The organism is Lyngbya sp. CCY1209, from assembly GCF_035615495.1.
GTDB lineage: Bacteria > Cyanobacteriota > Cyanobacteriia > Cyanobacteriales > Microcoleaceae > Limnospira.
In genome coordinates this window covers 14,141-36,447 of sequence record NZ_JAJENU010000500.1, presented here as the reverse complement: position 1 = coordinate 36,447, position 22,307 = coordinate 14,141, and the positions used below count along the sequence as shown (strand labels likewise).

The window sequence follows — 22,307 nt, the reverse complement described above, 5'->3', positions numbered from 1 at the left end:
GCATCTTGCCTGTGGATTCAGATCGGATCGCCTCATTTAAGATGAAACAGTCCAGTAGGGTGGGTTAGGCGCGGCAGGAATTTTTCGGAACAACCCACAACTTTTCATCCGCGCCGTAACCCACCATTTCCTTTTTAATGCACAGCCGGTCATCCGGTCTGGTTAAATATCATCGCATCAACCATATTAGAACTATTTGACGGTCGAGTTTCCTTGTTTTTAAACGAAGAAAATGATCGATTTATCGGCGACTTATCGCCGATTCTGGAATCTCACGTTATTAATCAAAGTAATATCGAGAGTGAATTGACCAGAATCGAACTATGGGAAGGCATTCAATCTTTGGTCAGGCGGGGGTTGGTCGAAAAAGTTTCGGCGGAGGAGCGATCGCGATTTGAACTCAACCCAGTATTTAAACAATATCTTCAACTTCAATTCCAATAGGATTCTGAGGAATTGAGAAACCGGGTTTTTACCAGAATTGTAGATGGCAACCGAAAATTGTCTCTAAAAACCCGGTTTCTTCGGTGCGACAGTTTTAGTGGTGACGCCGTTGCAGTTGCAGGCGAATTTCGGCGTGCACTTCTCGGGTGATGGGGTAAAAATAAGCCAAAATGACACCCATTGATAGGATGAACATGGGAATCGGTCCCATCATCAGCCGGATCGCAAAAATGACGGATTCCGGTTGGGAAACGGGGAGGTCGGCGGCGGTTCTGGAGACGAGTCCGGCGTAACCGAGAACCTGTCCGACGATAAATAAAGAGAGGGCAATTCCCAGTTTTTGCAGCATGACCATAAAACTGTAAAAAATCCCCTCCCGCCGCTGTCCGGTGTTGAGTTCGTCGAGATCGACCACATCGGGTAAAATCGACCAGGGGACGAGGTGGGCCGTTGCAATACCGAACCCGGCGATCGCACCCAAACCATACATGAAAACCGTCTGTCCGGGTTGCAGCAAAAAGAGCCCGACTCCAGCCGCCATCGTCATCGGAATTCCCAAACAGTAGACGGTTTTTTTGTCTACCCGCCGCGCGATCGCACTCCAGAACACCATCCCCAGCAAAGAGATCCCCTGAACCAACAACGCCATTTGGGTGAGGTGGCGATCGGGTAATTTCATATAATCGATCACAAAATAAGGCAAAATTGCCACCGTTACTTGTACCCCCAACCAGGAACAGAGGTAAATTCCGATCGCATACAAAAACGGCCGGTTGCTGAAGGCGATGCGAATTTGTTGGAAAAATGGAAGGGACGGGGGGCGATCGATTTCCAAGCGTTTGGCTTCGCGGTCAAAATAGCGTTTTCGAGTCCCCCAAATGCAGATCCAAATTGCCAGCATCGTCATGGTTCCCCCCAATCCTCCCAGCAGGGGATATCGCCAATGTGGCGCGGCAATTAAGGAGAATAAAATTTGAGCCAAAACTAGGGCGAACAGACTGCCGCAAATTTTGAAAGCGGCTTGAAAACTCACCAAACTGGTGCGTTCGTCGTAGTCCTGGGTGAGTTCGGCAGCCAAGGCTCCTAGCGGCAGAAAAACGGCGGTATAAGCGGTATAAAATAAAATGGTGATCGCGCCGTAGTAGCCGAACAGTAGCCAGCGATCGCCGATCGATGGTACAATCCAATGCAGGAAAAAGCAAATCCCCAGGGGGATGGAACCGCAGAGCATCCAGGGGTAGCGGCGTCCCCAGCGGGATTTCGTGCGATCGCTCAACCAGCCAATCATGGGGTCGCTGATGGCATCCCAGCCTTTCCCTAGAAGCAGGACGCTGCCAGCCAAACCGGGGTCGAGTCCGGCGATATTGGTCAGGAAAAAGAGCAGGAAAAAGACCTGCATACAGCCGGGGATGGCGCCGCCAAATTCTCCCATGCCGTAGGAAATTTTGGTGCCCAGGGACAGCCGATCTGGATTTTGAGATGGAATTTTTACCCGCCGGGTGAGTTGGGTGAGGACGGATTTGGTTTGCAGGCGAGAAAGGCGGATCATGATTCAGGATGGAGAAAAAGTGAACGGGTGAGATGGGGCGATCGCAGCGGTGGGGCGATCGTCGCAGGGGTGAAAAGTTTCCCCCTACATTCTAGGGCAAAATTATCAAACGCAGCCAATCATGACCATCAAATTTTCGGGATCGTAAAAATGGCAAGATGCGACTGGGTTCGGCGGCGATCGACGGCGCGATATTGGGGTTTTTAGTTCTTCTCGACATGATGTTTTAGTTCCGGAAAAAATGATAAAAAATCCGCCTCCAAATCCCGATAATTTGCGACCAGTTCCGCCGTCCCGGAGGCGAGATTAGTCCGTCGTTTGAATCGTCGCGAGAGGCGGGTTAAGGTCAATTCCACGCCGGCGATCGCCCCGTAGGAACCCAGCCAATTTTCCGCGACCATGACCGGAACCTTCCCCCGCAACTTCGGGGGGATGACATCCAGATTTCGCTCCAACATCCGATAGGTGCGATCAATAAATTCCGGCAGCGGTTCAGAAAAAAATAAATCCCAATTTCGGGACAAAAAATGGTCGTAAAAAATATCAACCATAATTCCCGAAACTCTCCGATAGGCGACATCAATTCGCCGCCGACTGCGGAGAAAAATGGGGTGGGAATCCGTGAAGCGATCGGTGTATTGGTGGAGTCGGACGCCGGCCAAAATATCGGGATTGTACTGATTTTTATACCGCTCCAAATTACCTTTTAAAAAATCTCCCAGCAGACTCCCCAACCGCAAATCGTCGTTTTCCCCCGCCAGACACAAATGGGCTAAATAATTCATTTTCAAAATCGATATCCGCACCCCTCCAGCCTACCACGGGAAACCGGGCGGCACCCAATCCGAAGCCCGGTCGGGCGATCGCGAAAACCAAAGGAAGCATAAAATTTGGGCCTTCCCGAACGGTCCCTATCCTACAATAGTCCATATCTCGATTTCCCCAATCACTCCCCCGGAGGACGGCACCATGAACAACCCCCCCACTCAAACCCAAACCCCCCCCGTCGAAATTCCCCCCGGCTACCTCAACATTATGGGCTACGTTGACGAGTCCGAAGTCAACGGCCCCGGCGTCCGGGCGGTGGTTTGGGTGCAGGGATGCCTGCGGGAATGTCCGGGCTGCTTCAACACCGCATCCTGGTCCTTTGAACCGAACCAACTGATTTCAATTCGAGAATTGGGCGATCGCATCCTCGCCAACCCCCGCAACGAAGGGGTGACATTTTCCGGCGGCGAACCCTTCTGGCAAGCCCCCGCCCTAGCCGAGTTGGCGAAGCGGTTGAAAGCAGACGGATTAAGCGTGATGTCTTTCAGCGGTTTTACCCTCAAGGAATTGCAGTCGGAAACCGCCCCCAAAGGAGCGCGAGATTTATTGGAACAGTTGGATATTTTGGTGGACGGCCCCTATGTGGAATCCCAGGCGATCAACAGTCCGGAATCCCTCGTTTCTTCCAAAAACCAGCGGGTGCGAATTTTCAACCCCGAATTTGAGGACAAATTGACTTGGGCCAGCGACCAGATGGAAATTCACATCCTCAAAGATGGTAGCCGCATCGTCACCGGTTTCAGGGGACAGATGAATTTGGATGGTTAGAACTCGATTTGACGACCGTCCACATGGTTTTTAAAAATTTAACTGACAACTTTCCATGAATCAATCCCTTTTGCAGGGCATCACGATCGATGTCAATATTTGTCATGGGAAACCTTGCATTCGGGGGTTGCGTGATCCGGTCGAGTTCATTAAAGATGCCGATTTTGTGGATTCTTTTTTGCTTCGTAAAGAACCTCATAAGCTGCTTTTGATATCAACTGGAAATATTACAAATACAGAACTGGAGACGTTATTCTCCAACAATTTATCTCGGTGGGTTCAATTGCTGAGTCGGCATGATTTTGTCGAAATGAGTCGGGATGCGATCGTCGTGCATCAATCGTTTTAAATTGACAGATGGGTATCGATCAATTGGATTCGGGAACCCGGTCCCGAATGGGTTGAAAAAAATCTCAAGGTGGCTTGACGAAAAGGATAGAATGTGATAAGATATTAACTCTTACTTTTGTTATAGGTAAGGGGCGACGGTTCTTTGGTTTAAGATGAATTTTAGATTTCTGCGAAACCCCCGCGATCGCCGCCCGTTTCCCGGCACCGAAAAGCAGTTTTGTATCATCCGATAGACCCATAGATCGGACCAGACCTGGCATAATTTCAGATGAGAGGAGATCGAGAACGGGTCTGGACTCGCTCCCAATCTCTGAAAAATGCTGCCGGCGGTTGGGGGAGTCGAATTATCGTGAAAATTTTATTGGTCGAAGATGATGATAGTTTGGCGGAAATCGTAGCCGAAGCCCTGACCAGTCAACATTACTTGGTCGATCGCGCCCCCGAGGGTCAGACCGGTTGGGAACTGGCGGAAGCCTTCACCTACGACCTGATTTTGCTCGACGTACTGTTACCGAAACTCAACGGGCTGGAATTTTGCCAGAAACGGCGACAACAGGGCGATCGCACCCCCATATTGCTGATGACCGTCCAGGGGGCCAGCACCACCAAAGTCCGGGGACTCGACGCCGGGGCGGACGATTATCTGGTCAAACCCTTCGACCTCGGCGAACTCCTGGCGCGGATACGGGCCCTGCTGCGTCGCTCACTCGACGCCCTCCCCCCCGCCTTCGAGTGGGGGGACCTGCGGCTCGACCCGAGCAACTGCCAAGTCACCTGTCGCGGCCAGGAGCTCAAACTCACCGCCAAAGAATATTCCCTGCTGGAATTATTCCTCCGCAACCCCCAGCGCATCTTCAACCCCAGCGCCCTGCTGGACCACCTCTGGTCCTTTGAAGATCCCCCCTCAGAAAACGCCGTCCGGGCCCAAATCAAAAGTTTGCGGCAGAAACTCAAACACAACGGCGTCACCGACGCCATCGAAACCATCTACGGACTGGGATATCGGTTGAAAGCCGCGGAAAACAAAGCCGACAAACAAACGAAGTCGTCCCGAAAACGCGACGACGCCGCCCGCACCGAGAACCCGGTCCCCCAACTCCGCATCGCCCAAATTTGGGAAAAACAGCGGTCGAAATACCGCGCGCGCCTCACCGCCATCGAAAAAGCGATCGCCGCCCTAACGGCCGGAAACCTCCCGTCCGAAATGCGACAGCAGGCCCTCCGGGAAGCCCACACCCTGGCCGGCTCCCTCGGCAGCTTCGGGTTAGCCCGAGCCTGTGCCCTGTCTCGGGAAATCGAACAACTGCTGCAACCGTCCGATGTCGGCGGTTTCACCCTTTCCCACCTCTCGACCCTAGCCCTCGATTTAGCCCGAGAAATCGACACCGCCACCCCCACCTTTCAAACCCCGAAAGCGCCGCCATCGCCGCCCCCCGAAACCGCCGACCGCCTGCTGATCGTCGATGACGATGCCGGACTCGCCCAGGCCCTAGCCGCCGAAGCGACCGCCCGGGGCATGGAGGCTGCGATCGCCTACGATATCGACAGAGCCCGGGAGATCCTCCGTCGCGGCCCCCGGGATCTCGTCCTGTTGGATCTGAGTTTTCCCGAATCCACCGAAGCCGGATTCGAGCTCCTCGCCGAACTCAACCAGGCCCCCCGACCCGTCCCCGCGATCGTCTTCACCGGCAAAGAAAGCTTCGCCGACCGCGTCAAAGTCGCCCGCCTCGGCGGCCTGGGCTTTCTCCAAAAACCCATCTCCCCCGATCGCGTCCTCGAAGCGATCGGCCAAGTCTTGCACCAATCCCAACCCCCCGTCGCCCGCGTCCTGATCGTCGATGACCACCCGCAAATCTTGGACGAACTCCGCACCCTCCTCGACCCCTGGGGCATCAAATCCATCCTCCTCGACGATCCGCAGCAATTTTGGACTATCCTAGAACAATCCCATCCCGACCTGCTGATCGTGGACGGACAGATGCCGGAAGTCAGCGGCATCGAACTCTGCCAGGTGGTCCGCAATGACCCCCAATGGAACGAACTGCCCGTCCTGATTTTGTCAACCCGCCGGGATGCCGAAACCATCACCCAGATGTTTCTCGCCGGCGCCGACGACTACATCCCCAAACCCATCGTCGAGCCCGAACTGATCGCCCGCCTGTTCAACCGACTCGACCGCTCCCAACTGCACCGAAAAATCGCCGCCCATCAGTATCGGAATTCCCCCCCCAGTTGCCAAAATTTTAATATCGCCCCCCCTCGCACCCCCCCCCGACACCCCCTGCCCTCCCCCAAACTCGAAATTCGAGAAACCGGAACCTACGGCGTCGCGCCCCGGCAGGGGGGCTGGGGAATCGGGGGCTGGGGAGATTGAAGGAGGCACGGGAAACATCTTCTTTCCTTTCCCCTTTTCCCTCCCCGACCGATCGCACCGATCGCCCGATCCTTTCCATTTGAACTCAACTAGAATGGCGTCGATCGCCGACAATCGAGAGCATGGGTAGAGAGAACCACAAAACCAATCGACCGTTTCCGAGAATGATGCCCGACATTATTCTCTGGTTTGATTTCGATAAAAAACCAACTCTAATCTCTCCCAATTCAGATGATATCGACTGCCGAGAAATTGTCGATTTGACCGTCAAAAATTGCGTCAAAAATACCCTATTTAAATCAGCGATAGAAGCCACATTTAAAAAGCAAAAAAAACGGGAGTTTTGCTACAAAATTTTTTCCCCAGCCGACGGAACCGACATCCCATTTTCGGCGATCCTCTCCCCCCTCCCCGATCGCCGCGTCCTCTGGGTCGCCCGCCCCCAAGCCGGGGGACAGGGAAGCGCCCCTCCCCCCTCCCCCTGCTCCGCTCCCTCCGCCTCCCCCCACCCCAACTGCTCCCAACTCCTCTCCGAAGTCACCGTCAAAATTCGCCAGTCCCTCGACCTGAGCGAAATTCTCGCCACCACCGTCACCGAAGTGCGATCGCTCCTCGACGCCGATCGCGTCCTGATGTTTCAACTGCGGTCCGCCAACGCCGGCGTCGTCGTCCGAGAAGCCGTCTTGCCCCGGTGGAAATCCCTGCTCGGGCAGGAAATTTGCGACCCCTGCTTCCACCGCTTCATCGAAGCCTACCGCGACGGCCGCACCCTCAGCGTCGGCAACGTCGGCGACAGCCACCTCGTCCGCTCCTGCTATCGAGAACTGCTCGACTACTTCCAAGTCCGGGCCGTCGCGATCGTCCCCATCGTCAGCCAGGGGCGACTGTGGGGGCTGCTGATCGTCCACCAGTGCCGGGGTTCGCGCCACTGGAGAACCCACGAAATCGACCTCCTCAAACAACTGGCCGACCAGGTGGGCATCGCCCTCGACCAAGCCCAACTGCTCCGACAACTGCGACAGGCCCACCAACAGATCTCCTTCCACGTCGAAAACTCCCCCCTAGCCGTGGTGGAGTGGAACAGCGAACTCCGCATACTCCGCTGGTCCGACCGCGCCGAGCAGTTGTTCGGGTGGAGCGCGGCGGAAACGATCGGGCGGCAGTGGTCCGAGTTAAATTGGGTGGTGGAAGCCGATCGCGATCGCGTCCTGCAGGCCTGCATCCGCCTGATCGACGGCACCGAAGACCGCCAGATCTGCCACAACCGCAACGCCACCAAAGACGGCCAAATCCTTGAGTGCGAATGGTACAATTCCGCCTGCCGGGACGAGGCCGGGAATCTCGTCTCGATTTTGTCCCTCGGCCAGGACATCACGGAGCGGACCCGGGCTCAAGAAGCCCTGCAGGAGAGCGAGGAACGCTGGCAGTTGGCCCTGCGGGGGAACAACGACGGCATTTGGGATTGGAACGTCGAAACCGACGAAGTGTTCTTCTCGGCCCGCTGGAAAGAAATGCTCGGATACGCAGACTCCGAAATCCCCAATCAGCTCGAAGAGTGGGAAAAGCGAGTCCACCCCGACGATCGCGATTGGGTGATGCAAGCCATCGCCGACCACTTCAACAAAAAAACCCCCTTCTACATCACCGAACATCGGATGCAGTGCAAAGATGGCAGCTACAAGTGGATTCTTGACCGGGGACAGGCCGTCTGGGACGAGTTCGGCCGCGTCACCCGCATGGTGGGGTCCCACACCGACATCAGCCCCCGCAAACAAGCCGAAGCCGCCCTGCGGGAGAGCGAGGCCCGCTACAGTTCCCTCACCAACGACGTCCTCGACAAGTCGGAAGTGGGTATTTTTATCCTCGATGCCGACTTCCGGATCGTCTGGATCAACCGGGCGATCGAGCGGTTTTTCGGCCTGCAAAGATCCGAGGCGATCGGAAAGGACAAGCGGCAACTGGTCCGCGATCGCATCCGGTTCATTTTCGCCGACCCCGACCGCTTCGCAGCCACGGTTCTGGCCACCTACGACAACAACACCTACATCGAACAATTTGAATGCCATATTCTGCCCGACGGCGACCGGGCCGAACGCTGGCTGGAACACCTGAGCCAGCCGATTGCCTCGGGATTGTACGCCGGGGGCCGCATCGAACACTACACCGACATATCACGTCACAAGCGCACCGAAACCGAACTCGGGCGCCTCAACTGGGCCCTCAAAACCATCAGCCACTGCAATCGGGCCACGGTGTGGGCGACCACGGAAACCGAACTCCTCGACAATATCTGCCATATCCTCGTGACGGTAGGTGGCTACCGCCGGGTGAGCGTGGAATACGCCCAATTTCCCGACCTCCGACATCTCACCCCCGTCGCCGGGGCCGGAGAAACCCTTGAGGGCGATATCGAACCGCACCTCGAGGAACGGAAGATGGCCCTGCGCCTCGGGCAAACCCGGGTTTTCCGCCCCCAGGGGGACTCGGGAAATTCCGCCATCGCCGTACCCCTGATCCGGGGCGTCGAAGGCATCGAAACTTCGCCCGACTCCACCCCCTCCCCGACCCCCGTTTTCGGGGTGCTGACCCTGTACCGCGATCGCCCCGGCGCCTTCGACGAGACGGAAGTGCAGTTTCTCTCCGAATTAGCCGACGATCTGGCCTTCGGCATTAACGCCGGACGGACCCACCGCCAGGCGGCTGAAAGCGAGAAAAAATTCCGGCAACTGGCCGAAAACATCCACGATGTCTTCTGGATGAGCAAGTGCACGTCCTGGGAAATTCTCTACGTCAGCCCCGCCTACGAGGACGTTTGGGGGCGCAGTTGCCACAGCCTCTACCGATCGCCCGACACCTACTTCGACGCCATCCACCCCGACGACCGGGGGCGGGCGCGAGCAGCCTTTGAAAACCACCCCACCGCCCACCTGGACATCGAATATCGCATCGTCCGCCCCGACGGCTCGATCCGCTGGATCTGGGACCGCGCCTTCCCGATTTTCGACGATGGCGGCCAGATGTACCGCCGCGCCGGCATCGCCAAAGATATCACCCAGCGCAAACAGGCCGAAGAACTGCTGTGGCGGGCCAAGGCCGAATTGGAAGTCCGGGTGCGATCGCGGACGGCCGAACTGGCCGAAACCAACCGACGCCTCCAACAGGAACTCGAAGAACACCGGCGCACCGAAACTCAACTCCTCGCCAGCCGGAAACTTTACCGCACCCTCGTGCAAAACTTCCCCAAGGGCGCCGTCTTCCTGTTCGACCCGGACCTGCGCCACACCATCGCCGACGGCGTGGCCCTGGGGGCCCACGGCCTGTCCTCCGAACAGATCGAAGGGAAAACCATCTGGGAGGTGTTTTCCCCCGCCACCTGCTCGGCGATCGCGCCCCACTACCGTCGCGCCCTCGAAGGCGAAACCACCACGGGAGAACTGGAACAGGAGGGGCGCATTTACTACGTCCAAACCCTGCCGGTGCGAAACGAGGCGGGGAACAACGGGATGGAGCCCCTTGTTGCCGGCATGATGGTTATGCAGGACATTACCGAGCGCAAACAGGCCGAAAACCTGCGCGATCGCCTGATCGCCATTATCGAAGCCACCCCCGACTTCATCGCCTCGGCCACCCCCACGGGCGAGATCGTCTACTGCAACCGCTCGGCCCGGCAGGTGTTGGGGTTGCCCCCCGAAGGGGCGATCAACTGCGACATTTCCCAAAGTCACCCCCCCTGGGCCAGCCAGATCGTCTGGGAGGAGGGCATCCCGACCGCCCTGCAGGACGGGACTTGGCTGGGGGAAACGGCGCTGTTGAGCGCCACCGGCCGGGAAATTCCCATCTCCGAGCGGATCATCGCCCACCGCAACGGAGAAGGGCAAATCAGTTTGCTCTCTACCATCGCCCGGGATATCACCGACCAAAAGCAAACCGAGGCGAACCTGCGGGAGGCGGAACGGCGGTGGCGGAGTTTGCTCGAAAACGTCCACCTGTTGGTGGTGAGTTTGGACTGCGACGGCCGCATCGAATACGTCAACCCGTTCTTTTTGGAGTTGACCGGATATTCCGCCGCCGAAATTAAAGGTCAAAATTGGTCCCCCCCCTTGATCCCCCCCCACCAGGAAAAGGTTCAAGCCCAGTTTCGAGATCGGCTCAACCACACCCTCAACTCCCACGGCTACCACTCTATCCTCACGAAAGCCGGGGAAGAAAAAATGATCGCCTGGAACCACACCCTGCTGCAAAGTCCCGACGGTCAGGCGATCGGCACGATGAGTATCGGCGAGGACATCACCGAACGCTACGCCATCGAACGCATGAAGGACGAGTTTATTTCTGTGGTCAGCCACGAACTTCGCACCCCGCTGACGTCTATTTACGGCGGCCTGAACCTGATTTGCAGCCACTTAGACCCCAGTTCCGATCGCGGCCGGCAGGTGATCGAAATCGCCACCGAGAGCGCCGGACGCCTGGTGCGGCTGGTCAACGATATTTTGGAACTCGAACGGTTAGAATCGGGTAAAATTAGCCTCTGTCTCCAAACGGTGAATGCGGGCCATCTTCTGGTGAGGGCGGGCGAACAAATGCAGGTCATGGCCCATCGCGCCGGCATCGCGATCGACATTTTTCCCCGAGACCTCAATATCTGTGCCGATCCCGATCGCATCCTGCAAGTGCTAACCAATCTTTTGGGCAACGCGATCAAATTTTCCGATGCCGGGAGTCGGGTGACCTTGTCCGTGGCACCAGCCGGGGGCGATCGCTCCTCCGGGGCCGCCACTTCCCCCTGTCCCTCGCCGGTTCTGTTTTCGGTCGGCGACCGCGGCCGCGGCATTCCCTCCCACAAGATCGAGAGCATTTTCGAGCGGTTCCACCAAGTCGATGCCTCGGACTCCCGACAAAAAGGAGGCACGGGTTTGGGACTCGCTATCTGTCGGAGTATCGTAGAACAGCACGGCGGTCGGATTTGGGTGAAGAGTACCCCCAACGTGGGCAGTTGCTTCTACTTCACATTATCCGCGCAGATTGAGGAGGATAAATAAACTGATGAATCCTAGCAAACGGATTTTGGTGATCGATGACGATGATGGCGTGCGGGAAATTATCCAGATTTCCCTGGAAGTTGCCGCCGGGTGGGAGGTACTCACCGCCGCCTCCGGCAGCGAAGGATTGATCCTGGCCGCCGCCGAACAACCCGACGCTATCCTCCTGGACGTGATGATGCCGGACATGGACGGGGCTACTACCTTCGGACGCCTGCAACGGAACCCGGCGACTCAAAATATCCCGACCATCCTGCTCACGGCTAAAGCCAAAGTCAGTGAAAAACAGCAGTTTATCGAGTTGGGCGTCACCGGCGTGATTACGAAACCGTTTGAAGCGATGGATTTGGTCTGCCAAATTCGCCAGATCCTGCACTGGAACGAGAATGCTTGATGTCCCCAAGGGTGTCGAGTGGGGGGAGTAACGGTCAAGCAACGCTCAAGCCGAGGAAGCTGAGGAAGCCGAGGAAGAACACAGATAGGATTTCCTTCCTCCTCCGCCTCCTCCACCCCTGGAGCCCCCGTACCCTTCAACTCCCGACACCGGCGATCGATCGCTTTCCGGCCGTTCGGGAAAAAAAACCGGCGATCATCACAGAAATTTCACAATTATCCTTTAACTTCGATCTAGGGTCGGATATCCGGCGAGTTCGGTTCCGATAATGGTAAGATGTGAACAATTGAAGTGGACTAAATATCGGCTCGGTTGGCGTTTCCGACACCGATCAGATACCACCGAAAATGCTCCGTAAGGGAAAAACAATACCCAATTTTTACCCGCGCCTTGGGGCTTGAGATGTTTTCAAGCCTTCAGTTTCGGAAACGGCTTTCCGAGCAACCCGGAGGCGAGAACCTTTTCCCTTCTAGCAACTCTCCTTTCGAGCCCAATCACATTGAATTGCCCTGCGATCGCCTCCAGATACCCAGTCCGGAGTCCGTTCAATTTCTCCGGCATGGTTTGCGAGAGTGGCAAGCCGAAGCGCGATTGAGGGACTCTCGGGCCGCGCGAGATCCCCGAACGGGGTCGCCCCCGGTGTCAGTTCTTCCATCCCGGCATTGCCCTCGCCGGGGGGGCACCAAAATTTTCAGGGTCAATTTGGCGATCGCCTCGGAGCTACTCCCGACACCAATTTTCAATGAAAATATCGCGGGATCAGTGGTGATTGACGAGGTGCAACGTCCGAATTATTGAAAAGGAGTCAAGCATGAATTTTAAAATTTTGTGGGTCGAAAAAGATGACTTTGTGAACTCCCCTCTCGAAGAAGTTCTCCAGCTCGAAGCGTTCAACATCATCTGGACGGAGGAAGGCAAATGTGCCATTCAAATCGCCCAGGAAATGCAGCCCAACTTGATTATCAGCCGCCTGAATTTGAGCGATCACAAAACCCGCCAGTTTCTCGAACGTCTGGGACAAAATGAGGCTACGGCGAAAATTCCCCTGATCGTGATCGCGTCGGACGAAGCCGATGCACCCCAAGAAAACGGGTACAATTATCGCGCCAATTGGCGGACAAATCAATATTGGACGACCCCCCAAAACGTCGGTCAAATGATTCAAGAACTCGCCCACAAAGTGGCAAGTTGACCACCAAAAATTCGCCTTAATTTTATTGATACGATGCCATTTTATGGCCAACGAAAAGGTGATGGGTACAGATCGGACGGCCGCAACGACCTCGATTCCGCTCGTCGATCTAGATGTCAGAATCTGACCCGTTATTTTTTTTGTCAAAATTGAATCAGCGCTATAATTCCCAAAAAACTGATTTTTTTAAAGCTGTAATCTGACACCCAATTGCCGATCGCCATAGCCCCCGTGCGAGAGTCGGGAGTCGGGGGTCGGATAATTAATGGTCAATTATCAACCTTCCCCTGATTCGCCGCGACTGCCATAATATCAAACAGATGGTAGCGCAATCTCCAAAGAACCGAATGACAATTGTTTTGACCAACGACGACGGCATCGACGCCCCCGGCATTCGAGTCCTATCCGAAGCCGTTGAAAGTCCGACCATTTGGGTGGCCCCCCGCGACCACCTTTCCGGCTGCGGCCACCAGGTGACGACCCACATTCCCATCCACGTCGATCGCCGCTCCGAGGGCCGCTACGCGATCGCCGGAACCCCCGCCGACTGCATCCGCATCGCTCTGAGCCACCTGTGTCCCGAGGTGAAATGGGTGATCTCGGGCATCAATGCTGGGGGCAATATGGGTGTGGATGTCTACATTTCCGGAACCGTCGCCGCCGTCCGGGAAGCAGCCATCCGCGGCCTCCCCGCCATCGCCATTTCCCAATACCGCCAGGGGGGCAAACCCGTGGACTGGGAACGGGCCGGCCGCCTCACCCGGGGGATTTTGCAAGATCTCCTCCAAAAACCCTGCTCGCGCGGCAGTTTTTGGAACGTCAACCTCCCCCATCTCGAACCGGAAGAACCAGACCCCGACTGGGTTTTCTGTCGTCCCTCCACGGACCCCCTGCCGGCGGTTTACCGCATCGACGGGGAATATTATCAATATGTCGGGGATTACGGAAAACGCGATCGCGTCGCCGGGACCGACGTGGACGTTTGTTTCGGCGGTCAGATCGCCGTCAGCCAAATTTCGCTGTGAAGGTCGGCGTCGCCGTCAAGAGTAAAAATGCTCAGATTTGGCGGCGATCGTCGCCGTGATAATTCTTAACACTATTTCTCGGCAAATCAGTTTATGGTAAAAATTCAAGCGGTCTAAGCAGCCGTTGAATTCAGGATTAATACGCCTGCTGTAGAATTTAGCTTTGGGATCAAATCAATTTAGTATGAGCGTTAACCTAGCGGCCCAGTTGCGGGAAGGCACCAAAAAGTCCCACACGATGGCAGAAAATGTCGGCTTTATCAGGTGCTTTTTAAAAGGCACCGTAGAAAAAACTTCTTATCGAAAACTGGCGGGGAACCTCTACTTTGTCTATACGGCGATGGAAGAGGAAATGGAGCGCCACAAAGATCATCCGATCCTCTCGAAGCTATATTTTCCGGAATTGAACCGGAAACAAGCTCTGGAGCAGGATTTGTTCTTCTACTACGGCGCCAACTGGCGGGAAGCGGTGCAACCCTCCGAAGCGGCCCAAGCCTACGTCGCCCGCATTCGCGAAATTTCCGAGCAAGACCCGGTTGTGCTCATCTCCCACCTGTACACCCGCTATTTGGGAGATCTCTCCGGCGGACAAATTCTCAAGGGCATCGCCCAAACCGCGATGAACTTGTCCGACGGCCAGGGAACTCAGTTCTACGAGTTCGACGAAATCCCCGACGAGAAGGCGTTCAAAACCAACTATCGCCAGGCGATGAACGACCTGCCCATCGACCAAGAAACAGCCGATCGCATCGTCGATGAAGCCAACGCCGCCTTCCGAATGAACATGAATATGTTCGAGGAACTCGAAGGCAATTTGGTCAAGGCGATCGGGATCATGCTGTTCAACGCCCTGACGCGGAAACGCAACCGCGGTGCCACCGAACTGGCCACCGCCGCCGACTCCGCCAATTAATATAGCAATCAGCTCTGGTGCTTTCAGCTTTCAGCAAAGGCTGACCACCCGTCCGAACAGAAGTTTCGGGATTTTCAGATGTCCTGACTACCCGGGCGACTGCTATATCTTTCGGCTCCACCCGAATTAAAAAACCCCCCTTCCCGGAACCCCGACGGCCGCAACCAGCAGCCGTAGAGGTTCCGGGAAATTTATTGATAATTATTAATTGATAATTGTTAATTGTTAATTGTTATAGCGCTGTGCGAGCCGCGGAGTTACACACCGGATGGGTGAGAATTATCAATCCCCCGACTCCCTAATACCGTTTCTAGACCTTGTAACTACACGATCGCGCACTGCTAGAATTGTTAATTGCCCGATCGCACTGTTCGTACAGCGCCTCCAAACTCGAAGAATTGTCCAAGACCACATCCGCCCGCCGACACTTTTCTTCCAGGGGCATTTGGCTCTCAATTCGGGCTTGAATCTGTCCGGGGGTGAGGGAGGAGCCGTGCCGTTCGAGGAGGCGGTGCCGTTGCTGTTCGGGGGAGCAGTGGACTACCCAAATTTCCGTCGCCCAATCCGTCATGTCCGCTTCAAACAGCAGGGGGACCGCCAACACCGCCGTTGGCTCTCCCGGCGACGGGGTGTTTCGGAGTGAGTCGCAATTTTCCCGGAAGCGATCGCGGACGAACGGGTGAATTTGTGCTTCCACCCAGCGCCGTTCTGTTAAATTATGAAAAATAATATGACCTAATGCGGGTCGATCTAGGCTACCATCGGGAAGAAGCAGATCGGGACCGTAGCGGTCAACCAGGGCATCCAGAACGGGGGAATTCGGTTCGACGGCTTGGCGGGCGTAGATATCCGCATCCCAGACCGGCAGGTTGTGGGTTCGAGCCAAATAATTGGAAACCGTCGTTTTTCCCGTAGCGATACCGCCCGTCAAACCGATCAAACGCATTTTTTAGAGTGTTTTGAGGTGTCAACTGCAATTCATCCGATTATCGTGGGTGCCACCGCCGAGGAATCGGGGGGTCGAGAAACATTCCCTTCCCAACCACCGTTTCTCGGAAAAAGTCGGCGCACGCCAGATCCGGGGATAGCATCTTGAGGTAGATTGCCAGACAATTGCAACGCGGTCGGTCGGCTCCGAGTCAATGAGTCATGCGGCGACCATTGGCGGTTCGATCAATCGAACGAAAATGGGAAATCCCCAGGGAGGATAGCACGATGAACCCAACCTGTCGCCTGCGGTCCGTTCCGATCGCCCTTTTCCTAGCCGGATTCTGGGTTTCGGAAATACTCCCCATCCTACCGGAAAACCTATCACAAATCCGGGTCGATTTCAAGGCAACAACCCGAATCGCAAACGCCCGACCCATCGTCCCCGAACCCGGCGGCACCGGCACCTTCACCACCCGAGAGGGAAACCGCACCGACATCACCGGGGGGAGGCGATCGGGGGACGGGGGCAACCTCTTCCACAGCTTCACCCGCTTCGACGTGGAATCCGGGGCCGTCGCCAACTTCCTGAGCGACCCTTCCATCGCCAACATCCTCGCCCGCGTCGTCGGCGGGGACGCCTCCCGCATTAACGGACTGGTGCGCGTCAGCGGGGGGGCCTCCAACCTATTTTTGATCAACCCGGCCGGCATCCTATTCGGAGCCGGCGCCCGGTTGGACGTGCCCGGTTCCTTCACCGCCACCACCGCCGCCGGCATCGGCTTCGATGACCGCTGGATGGGGGTGATGGGGGAAAACGACTACGCCGCCCTCGTCGGCCCCCCCGACGCCTTCGCCTTCGCGGCCGACCCGGGCCAGATCCTCAACGCCGGCCAACTCTCCGTCAACCCGGGCGAAAGCCTCACCCTCCTGGGGGGCACCGTGATCAACACCGGCCGACTGAGCGCCCCGGGGGGCCAGATCACCGTCGCCGCCGTCCCCGGCGAAAACGTCCTCCGCATTTCCCAAACCGGACACCTGCTCAGTTTGGAAGTCCGCCCCCTTTCCCCCGAAACGGGACTCGAAACCCAACTCACGCCTCTGTCCTTGCCGGAATTGCTGACCGGGGGGGATGCCGGCCAAGCCGGCGGGGTGACGGTTTTGGCCGACGGCCGGGTCCGACTGACGGGTTCGGACACCCCCATTTCCCCCGAACCGGGCGTCGTCGCCGTTTCCGGGAGTCTCGACACCTCGTCCCCCGCCCCGGACTCCGCGCCCCGGGTGAACATTTTCGGCGATCGCGTCGGACTGTTCGGGGCCACGGTCAACGCCTCGGCCCCCGACGGCGGGGGGACGGTCAGAGTCGGCGGGGATTACCGGGGAAGCGGCCGGGTCCCCAACGCCACCCATACGGCGATCGACGCCAACTCCAACATTTTCGCCGACGCCACCGCCGCCGGCGACGGGGGCCGCATCGTCATCTGGTCCGACGGGGACACCCAATTTTCCGGGCAAATTTCCGCCCGGGGGACGGGAGACGGGGGATTCGTGGAAATTTCCGGCAGGGTTTCCCTCCGCATCGACGGCGCAGTCAACCTGCGGGGGGGCGACGGGGTGGGAACCCTGCTGCTAGACCCCCTCAACATCACCATCGTGGACGGAGAGGGGGGCAACGACGGCGGAGCCTTCGACGGCCAAAGCTTGGCGGGGGACAACCCCTCCGAATTCAACCTCTCGGAAACGACCCTGGAAAATCTGTCGGCCGACGCCGATATTATCCTTGAAGCCCGCAATAATATTCGCATCGAAGATCTCTCCGACAACGAATTGAGTTTGGCCGCGTCAGGGGGTTCGGTGACGTTTACCGCCGACGCCGACGGGGACGGCCAGGGGTCTTTCGTCATGAACCGGGGCGATCGCATCACCACCGACGGCGGCGACCTCACCATTTCCGGCATCGACATCGCCACGGGAGACATCCGCACCCGGGGGGGAAATTTGACTCTGACCGCCCGCGATACCGGACAAATCAGCGCCGGGAACCTCTCGACGGCGAATCCCTCCGGCCCGGGGGGAAATCTGACCCTGAGCACGGCCCAAGGTTCCATCGCCGCCGCCTCCCTGGAAACGGATGGCCAATTCGCCGGGGGGAATATTTTCCTCGACAGCGGCCGCCAGATCCGGGCGAGAACCCTCTCAACCCGGGCCACCGACGCGGAGGGCGCGGGGGGCGATGTCGAACTCGGAGCCGCCCGGGAGATTTTTCTGGAATCGATCGATACGACCGGGGAAGGGGGCGGCGGAAATGTGGCGATCGCGTCTCGGGGGTCCGGAATTCTCCTGGAGGAGCCGGGGGAGATCCGCACCGCCTCCGAATCGGGCGAGGCCGGAAACGTCTCTATCCGCACCCCGGAAACCCTCAGTTTATTGGGGAGTGTAGATGCTCGGGGCTCCCGGGGGGGAGGGGATGTCAACCTGGAGGCGGCGGTGGCGATCGAGGTCGGCGCGATCGCCACGGGAACCCAGGCGACGACAGCTTCGACCCAATTTGAGGGGGGTAATATCATCCTCACCGGGGACGAAATCGATTTGAACGGACCCGTTTCGGGCTCGGGTTCCCTCCTGCTGCAAACGGCGACGCCGACCCAGGATATCAATTTAGGCCGTACCGCCGGGGACTCTTCCCTGGCGCTGGACCTGAGTCTGGGCGACCTCTCGGCCCTCCAGGATGGGTTCTCGCAGATCGTCGTCGGACGCGCCGACGGCGGGGGAACCCTCAGCCTGGGGGGAGACATCGGCTTTCAAGATTCGGTCGTCCTTCGCGCCCCCGAAGGTCAGATTTTCGGTTCCGTTTCGGACTCCGAACCGGTGGCGACGGTGCGGGGATCTCGGGGAGCCGACATCACATTTGAAGCCGCAAACGAAATCCGTCTCGGAAACCTGATCGTCGTGGGGGGGGATGTCAACGTCGCCAGCCGCTCGGGTCCGGTCCGGGTCGCCCGCATTGAAGCCCAGGCCGACGGCGACCGCCGGGGGAATATTTCGTTGGCCGGGAGCGAAATCGACCTCGTCGGCGGCAGCAATTCGATCCGGGGCGGGGGTACTTTGACATTGCAGCCGGCCGACTCCGGTCAGAACGTCAGTTTGGGCGGTTCGGAAGGGACGGCGGGCCTCGACCTGACGGCCGCGGATCTGAATGCGTTGGGGGCCGAATTTGAACAGATCGCCATCGGTCGCCCCGACGGCAACGGGACGCTGACCCTCTCGGGCGACGTCACCTTCCGCAGCCCGGTTTTGTTGCGCTCTGCGGGGCTCTCGGGGGAAATTGTCGGGGACGGAGCCATCACGGGGATCGGAAATGCCTCCGTCGCACTGCGAGCCGATGGCGATATCCGGGTGGGTTCCATTGCCACCGGCGGCAATACCCTCGATCTCGACAGCGCCCGGGGCGATATCGCTGCTCTTGATTTGCGCTCGGGCTTCAACGTCCGCCTCGCCGCCCGGGGCGATATCGAAACCGGCGAGATCCGCTCCGAGGCGCCCCCCGCTTCGGCCCCCCTCGGGGAAATTGGCCTGACGAGCCGGGAGGGGCAAATTGCCGTCAACGGCAATATTTTTGGGGAGGGGACGGTTTTCACCCTGCAGGCGAGAGATGATATCCGCACCGGAGATCTGACGGCCGGACGCCCCGTGAGCCTGACGAGCGATCGCGGCGCGGTGACGACGGGGAATATACGAGTCACGTTACTTGATCAGCCGTATCAGGGAATCAATCTCGACGCCGCAGGGACGATCGCCACCGGGGATGTGACCGCGACCGCGGCGGACGGCACCGGCGCCAACATCGCCATTCGCAGCCGCCAGGGGGCGGTCCGCACCGGCAATCTGGATGCGTCCGGTTCCGGGGGGGGCGGCGGTATCGCCGTCGAAGCCGCCGATACCGCCACCCTCGGCGCCGTCGATACCAGCGCCGCCGACGGGGACGGGGGGGATGTCGCCCTGGGGGCTCAAAGTGATATCGCGGTCGATTTCATCCGCGCCGAAGGCGGCGGCCGCGGCGGGACGGTGGCTATTGACACCCCGCAATTTTTCCGGGCGACCGGCCGTTTTGAAGCCCGAAACGGCGTGGAAGCGAGTATTTCTACATCCGGCGGGACGGGAGGCGGGGCGATCGCGTTGCCCGATACGGCCAGTTCCCTCGTCGTCGGCGATCCCACCGCCAACGGCACGGCGGCAGCCATCACCGACGGCACCCTGACGGTGCGGCCCGAAACGGCGATCGGCGACAGTTTCGAGCAGGCGGCTACGGCTCAAATCCCCGGCAACAGCCAAATCGGCAATGATGTTAACGCCGACACCTCGTCCCGACCGGCGCAGGGCGAAACGGCGACCTCGGTGGTTTCTGGGGGGGGAAATCTCAACCCCAATTCCAATTCGACGGCGGCGGATGCCGATCAACCCATCGCGCAAGGGAATCCCGATGAAACTCTGATCGACACGGCCGGAGGCGGTTTGGAAGCAACTGACTCTGATGCCGGCGTTCCCGACGATCTGGCGGTCCGCCTCGAATCCGCTACCGTATCCGACGACCAGATCGCCCGCTCCCCCTTGGTCGCCTCCGTCGGGCAACTCGACCTGTTTCGAGGTCGGGAGTTTGTTAATTATTTCGGCTCGGATCTCAATAAAAATCCGGTGGACGACCGCAGCATCCGCCAGACCCTCCGCGACATCGTGCGCCTCACCGACTACAAACCGGCGATCGTTTACGTCTCCTTGCAAGCCGACCAGCTCGAATTGCGGTTGCTCTTGCCCGACGCTGAACCGATTTTCCAGAGCGTCCCGGTGAACCGGGAGGCGCTGATCCGAGTCGCCCGGGACTTTACCAACCAGATCCGCACCCCCCGCGACTGGTCGGACACCCGGTATCTCGAATCGGGGCGGCAGCTTTACGATCGCCTCATTGCGCCGGTGCGACAACAGTTGGAACGACACGACATCGACACCCTGATTTTTTCGATGGATGCCGGGTTGCGGACCCTCCCCCTCGCAGCCCTCCACGACGGCGAACGGTTCCTGATCGAACGCTACAGCCTCAGCCTGATTCCCAGCCTCAGCCTCACCGACACCAGCTATGTCAACCTCAACGGTTCCAAAGTCCTGGCGATGGGGGCCTCGGAATTTCTCGACGCCAGCCAAGAACCGCTCCCGGCCGTCCCCCTGGAATTGGCTCTGATCGTCGGGGAAGATCTTTGGGCGGGGCGATCGTTCCTGAATGAAGAGTTTACCGTTCCCAACCTCAAATCTCAGCGCACCCGCGAGGAATATCAAATCATCCACCTGGCGACCCACGGGGAATTCGTGGCCGGGGGCGCCGATCGCTCCTACATTCAATTTTGGGACCGGAAATTGGGGTTGGACGAGTTGCGGAACCTCCGCCTCAACCAACCCCCCGTCGAGTTGCTGGTTTTGAGCGCCTGCACCACCGCCGTCGGCGATGAAAAGGCGGAATTGGGCTTCGCGGGATTGGCCGTCCAAGCCGGGGTGAAATCGGCCCTGGCGAGTTTGTGGTACGTCAGCGACGCCGGAACCCTGGGTTTGATGCGGGCCTTTTACGAATCCCTGCAGACGAGTCCCATCAAGGCTGAGGCCCTCAGACAGGCCCAACTGGCGATGTTGCGCGGCCAAATTCGCCTCGAAGACGGCCGGCTTTTTTACGATTCCTCCGCCATCGCCCCCCTCCCCATCTCCCTCCCCCGCGAACTGGCGACCCGAGACAATGTGAATCTCTCCCACCCCTTCTACTGGGCCGGATTTACCCTGATCGGCAGTCCGTGGTAAGGGCCACCGGAGGCGACCGGAGCCGACCGGAGGGTTGAAAGGCAGTAGGCAATCCCCCGCACCCGTTGCTCACATCGGCGATCGCACCCCCCGCCCCCAGATCTCGGGCGAAGAGGATTCCGGACCCGGTGTCGATCGGGGTGGACAAGTACCGGCGACTTTCCGCCAATTCGGCCGTCCGCTCCCCCATCCGCATTTCCATTGCCCGCTCCGCTCGGGTTCGGCTTGCCGGTGCCACAGGATCGGCGAGGAACCTGCTAAGATGAATCCCGAAGCCCTGTCGGCTTTCATGGTCACGAGTCCGGGCTCAATGCTTTTGAGGACTTCCAGATTCCCGGCCCCCACGACCCACACGATCGCGCCGATCGCTCTGACCAGTCGGCCGAGCCTCAGTGAAAGCTGGGTGAGGGTTTCGGGCACAGTCTTCAGGGAGCGAAGGCCGGCGATCGCCCGCACGAAATTAATTTCGGATCGGGGGTTGACACCAGCCATAACCTATGAAACAATGTAAAATTGTGCAAAACAATTAAGCGGAACTGGCGGAATTGGTAGACGCGCTAGATTCAGGTTCTAGTGTTCGCAAGGACTTCCGGGTTCAAGTCCCGGGTTCCGCATTCAAAACCAAAAGCTGAAAATCGACCCGATTTTCCCGATTTTCTTCTTTT

At 58.2% G+C, this 22,307-nt stretch carries 13 protein-coding genes and 1 tRNA gene; 10 read left to right on the top strand and 4 right to left on the bottom strand.

The window, feature by feature from the left end:
• Positions 1-538: 538 nt before the first annotated feature.
• Together LKE08_RS15995 and LKE08_RS15990 are read right to left on the bottom strand one after the other, a co-directional pair.
• On the bottom strand, positions 539-1,993 hold the full coding sequence (locus LKE08_RS15995; protein WP_324705242.1) for an MFS transporter: 1,455 nt from the start codon (positions 1,991-1,993) through the stop codon (positions 539-541).
• 203 nt (positions 1,994-2,196) lie between these two features.
• Entirely contained in the window at positions 2,197-2,778 is a 582-nt protein-coding gene (locus LKE08_RS15990) for an ACP phosphodiesterase (RefSeq protein ID WP_324705241.1), read from the bottom strand.
• A 184-nt stretch (positions 2,779-2,962) separates the two neighbouring features.
• Between LKE08_RS15990 and LKE08_RS15985 the strand changes: the two genes are divergently transcribed.
• The 8 genes from LKE08_RS15985 (at position 2,963) to LKE08_RS15950 (ending at position 14,877) form a co-directional block, all read left to right on the top strand.
• Positions 2,963-3,589: a 4Fe-4S single cluster domain-containing protein gene (locus LKE08_RS15985; RefSeq protein WP_324705240.1), complete on the top strand. Its 627-nt coding sequence runs from the start codon at positions 2,963-2,965 to the stop codon at positions 3,587-3,589.
• A gap of 55 nt (positions 3,590-3,644) precedes the next feature.
• On the top strand, positions 3,645-3,938 hold the full coding sequence (locus LKE08_RS15980) for a DUF5615 family PIN-like protein (RefSeq protein ID WP_324705239.1): 294 nt from the start codon (positions 3,645-3,647) through the stop codon (positions 3,936-3,938).
• 270 nt (positions 3,939-4,208) lie between these two features.
• A complete protein-coding gene (locus tag LKE08_RS15975; RefSeq protein WP_324705238.1) occupies positions 4,209-6,314 on the top strand; it encodes a response regulator in 2,106 nt (701 codons plus the stop codon).
• A gap of 164 nt (positions 6,315-6,478) precedes the next feature.
• Positions 6,479-11,353 (top strand): PAS domain S-box protein, encoded by a 4,875-nt coding sequence (locus tag LKE08_RS15970; protein ID WP_324705237.1) that lies wholly within the window; start codon positions 6,479-6,481, stop codon positions 11,351-11,353.
• 4 nt (positions 11,354-11,357) lie between these two features.
• The gene (locus LKE08_RS15965) at positions 11,358-11,747 is read left to right on the top strand and encodes a response regulator (RefSeq protein WP_324705236.1); all 390 of its coding nucleotides are present in this window, start codon (positions 11,358-11,360) and stop codon (positions 11,745-11,747) included.
• 811 nt (positions 11,748-12,558) lie between these two features.
• Positions 12,559-12,939, top strand: a complete 381-nt coding sequence (locus LKE08_RS15960) for a response regulator (protein ID WP_324705235.1) — start codon at positions 12,559-12,561, stop codon at positions 12,937-12,939.
• 347 nt (positions 12,940-13,286) lie between these two features.
• Positions 13,287-13,964: a 5'/3'-nucleotidase SurE gene (surE, locus tag LKE08_RS15955; RefSeq protein WP_324705234.1), complete on the top strand. Its 678-nt coding sequence runs from the start codon at positions 13,287-13,289 to the stop codon at positions 13,962-13,964.
• A gap of 184 nt (positions 13,965-14,148) precedes the next feature.
• Positions 14,149-14,877, top strand: coding sequence for a heme oxygenase (biliverdin-producing) (locus LKE08_RS15950; protein WP_324705233.1), 729 nt, complete (start codon positions 14,149-14,151; stop codon positions 14,875-14,877).
• Positions 14,878-15,187: 310 nt separating this feature from the next.
• Here the strand turns inward: LKE08_RS15950 and coaE are convergent, their stop codons facing one another.
• Complete coding sequence (gene coaE / locus LKE08_RS15945) at positions 15,188-15,823, bottom strand: dephospho-CoA kinase (RefSeq protein ID WP_324705232.1); 636 nt, start codon at positions 15,821-15,823, stop codon at positions 15,188-15,190.
• A gap of 269 nt (positions 15,824-16,092) precedes the next feature.
• Here coaE and LKE08_RS15940 point away from each other — a divergent pair, with 269 nt between their 5' ends.
• Positions 16,093-21,642: a CHAT domain-containing protein gene (locus LKE08_RS15940; RefSeq protein ID WP_324705231.1), complete on the top strand. Its 5,550-nt coding sequence runs from the start codon at positions 16,093-16,095 to the stop codon at positions 21,640-21,642.
• Positions 21,643-21,711: 69 nt separating this feature from the next.
• On the opposite strand, the gene LKE08_RS15935 is transcribed toward LKE08_RS15940, so the two are convergent.
• On the bottom strand, positions 21,712-22,134 hold the full coding sequence (locus LKE08_RS15935) for a hypothetical protein (RefSeq protein WP_324705230.1): 423 nt from the start codon (positions 22,132-22,134) through the stop codon (positions 21,712-21,714).
• Between the two features lie 38 nt (positions 22,135-22,172).
• On the opposite strand from LKE08_RS15935, the gene LKE08_RS15930 reads away from it, so the two are divergent.
• Positions 22,173-22,256: transfer RNA gene (locus LKE08_RS15930), tRNA-Leu, on the top strand.
• Positions 22,257-22,307 lie beyond the last annotated feature (51 nt).

What these genes read in the sequence shown, in the direction of transcription:
- LKE08_RS15995 (WP_324705242.1), bottom strand. Translation starts at nt 1,993, where the DNA reads ATGATCCGCCTTTCTCGCCTGCAAACCAAATCCGTCCTCACCCAACTC.
- LKE08_RS15990 (WP_324705241.1), bottom strand. Translation starts at nt 2,778, where the DNA reads ATGAATTATTTAGCCCATTTGTGTCTGGCGGGGGAAAACGACGATTTG.
- LKE08_RS15985 (WP_324705240.1), top strand. Translation starts at nt 2,963, where the DNA reads ATGAACAACCCCCCCACTCAAACCCAAACCCCCCCCGTCGAAATTCCC.
- LKE08_RS15980 (WP_324705239.1), top strand. Translation starts at nt 3,645, where the DNA reads ATGAATCAATCCCTTTTGCAGGGCATCACGATCGATGTCAATATTTGT.
- LKE08_RS15975 (WP_324705238.1), top strand. Translation starts at nt 4,209, where the DNA reads ATGAGAGGAGATCGAGAACGGGTCTGGACTCGCTCCCAATCTCTGAAA.
- LKE08_RS15970 (WP_324705237.1), top strand. Translation starts at nt 6,479, where the DNA reads ATGATGCCCGACATTATTCTCTGGTTTGATTTCGATAAAAAACCAACT.
- LKE08_RS15965 (WP_324705236.1), top strand. Translation starts at nt 11,358, where the DNA reads ATGAATCCTAGCAAACGGATTTTGGTGATCGATGACGATGATGGCGTG.
- LKE08_RS15960 (WP_324705235.1), top strand. Translation starts at nt 12,559, where the DNA reads ATGAATTTTAAAATTTTGTGGGTCGAAAAAGATGACTTTGTGAACTCC.
- surE (WP_324705234.1), top strand. Translation starts at nt 13,287, where the DNA reads ATGACAATTGTTTTGACCAACGACGACGGCATCGACGCCCCCGGCATT.
- LKE08_RS15950 (WP_324705233.1), top strand. Translation starts at nt 14,149, where the DNA reads ATGAGCGTTAACCTAGCGGCCCAGTTGCGGGAAGGCACCAAAAAGTCC.
- coaE (WP_324705232.1), bottom strand. Translation starts at nt 15,823, where the DNA reads ATGCGTTTGATCGGTTTGACGGGCGGTATCGCTACGGGAAAAACGACG.
- LKE08_RS15940 (WP_324705231.1), top strand. Translation starts at nt 16,093, where the DNA reads ATGAACCCAACCTGTCGCCTGCGGTCCGTTCCGATCGCCCTTTTCCTA.
- LKE08_RS15935 (WP_324705230.1), bottom strand. Translation starts at nt 22,134, where the DNA reads ATGGCTGGTGTCAACCCCCGATCCGAAATTAATTTCGTGCGGGCGATC.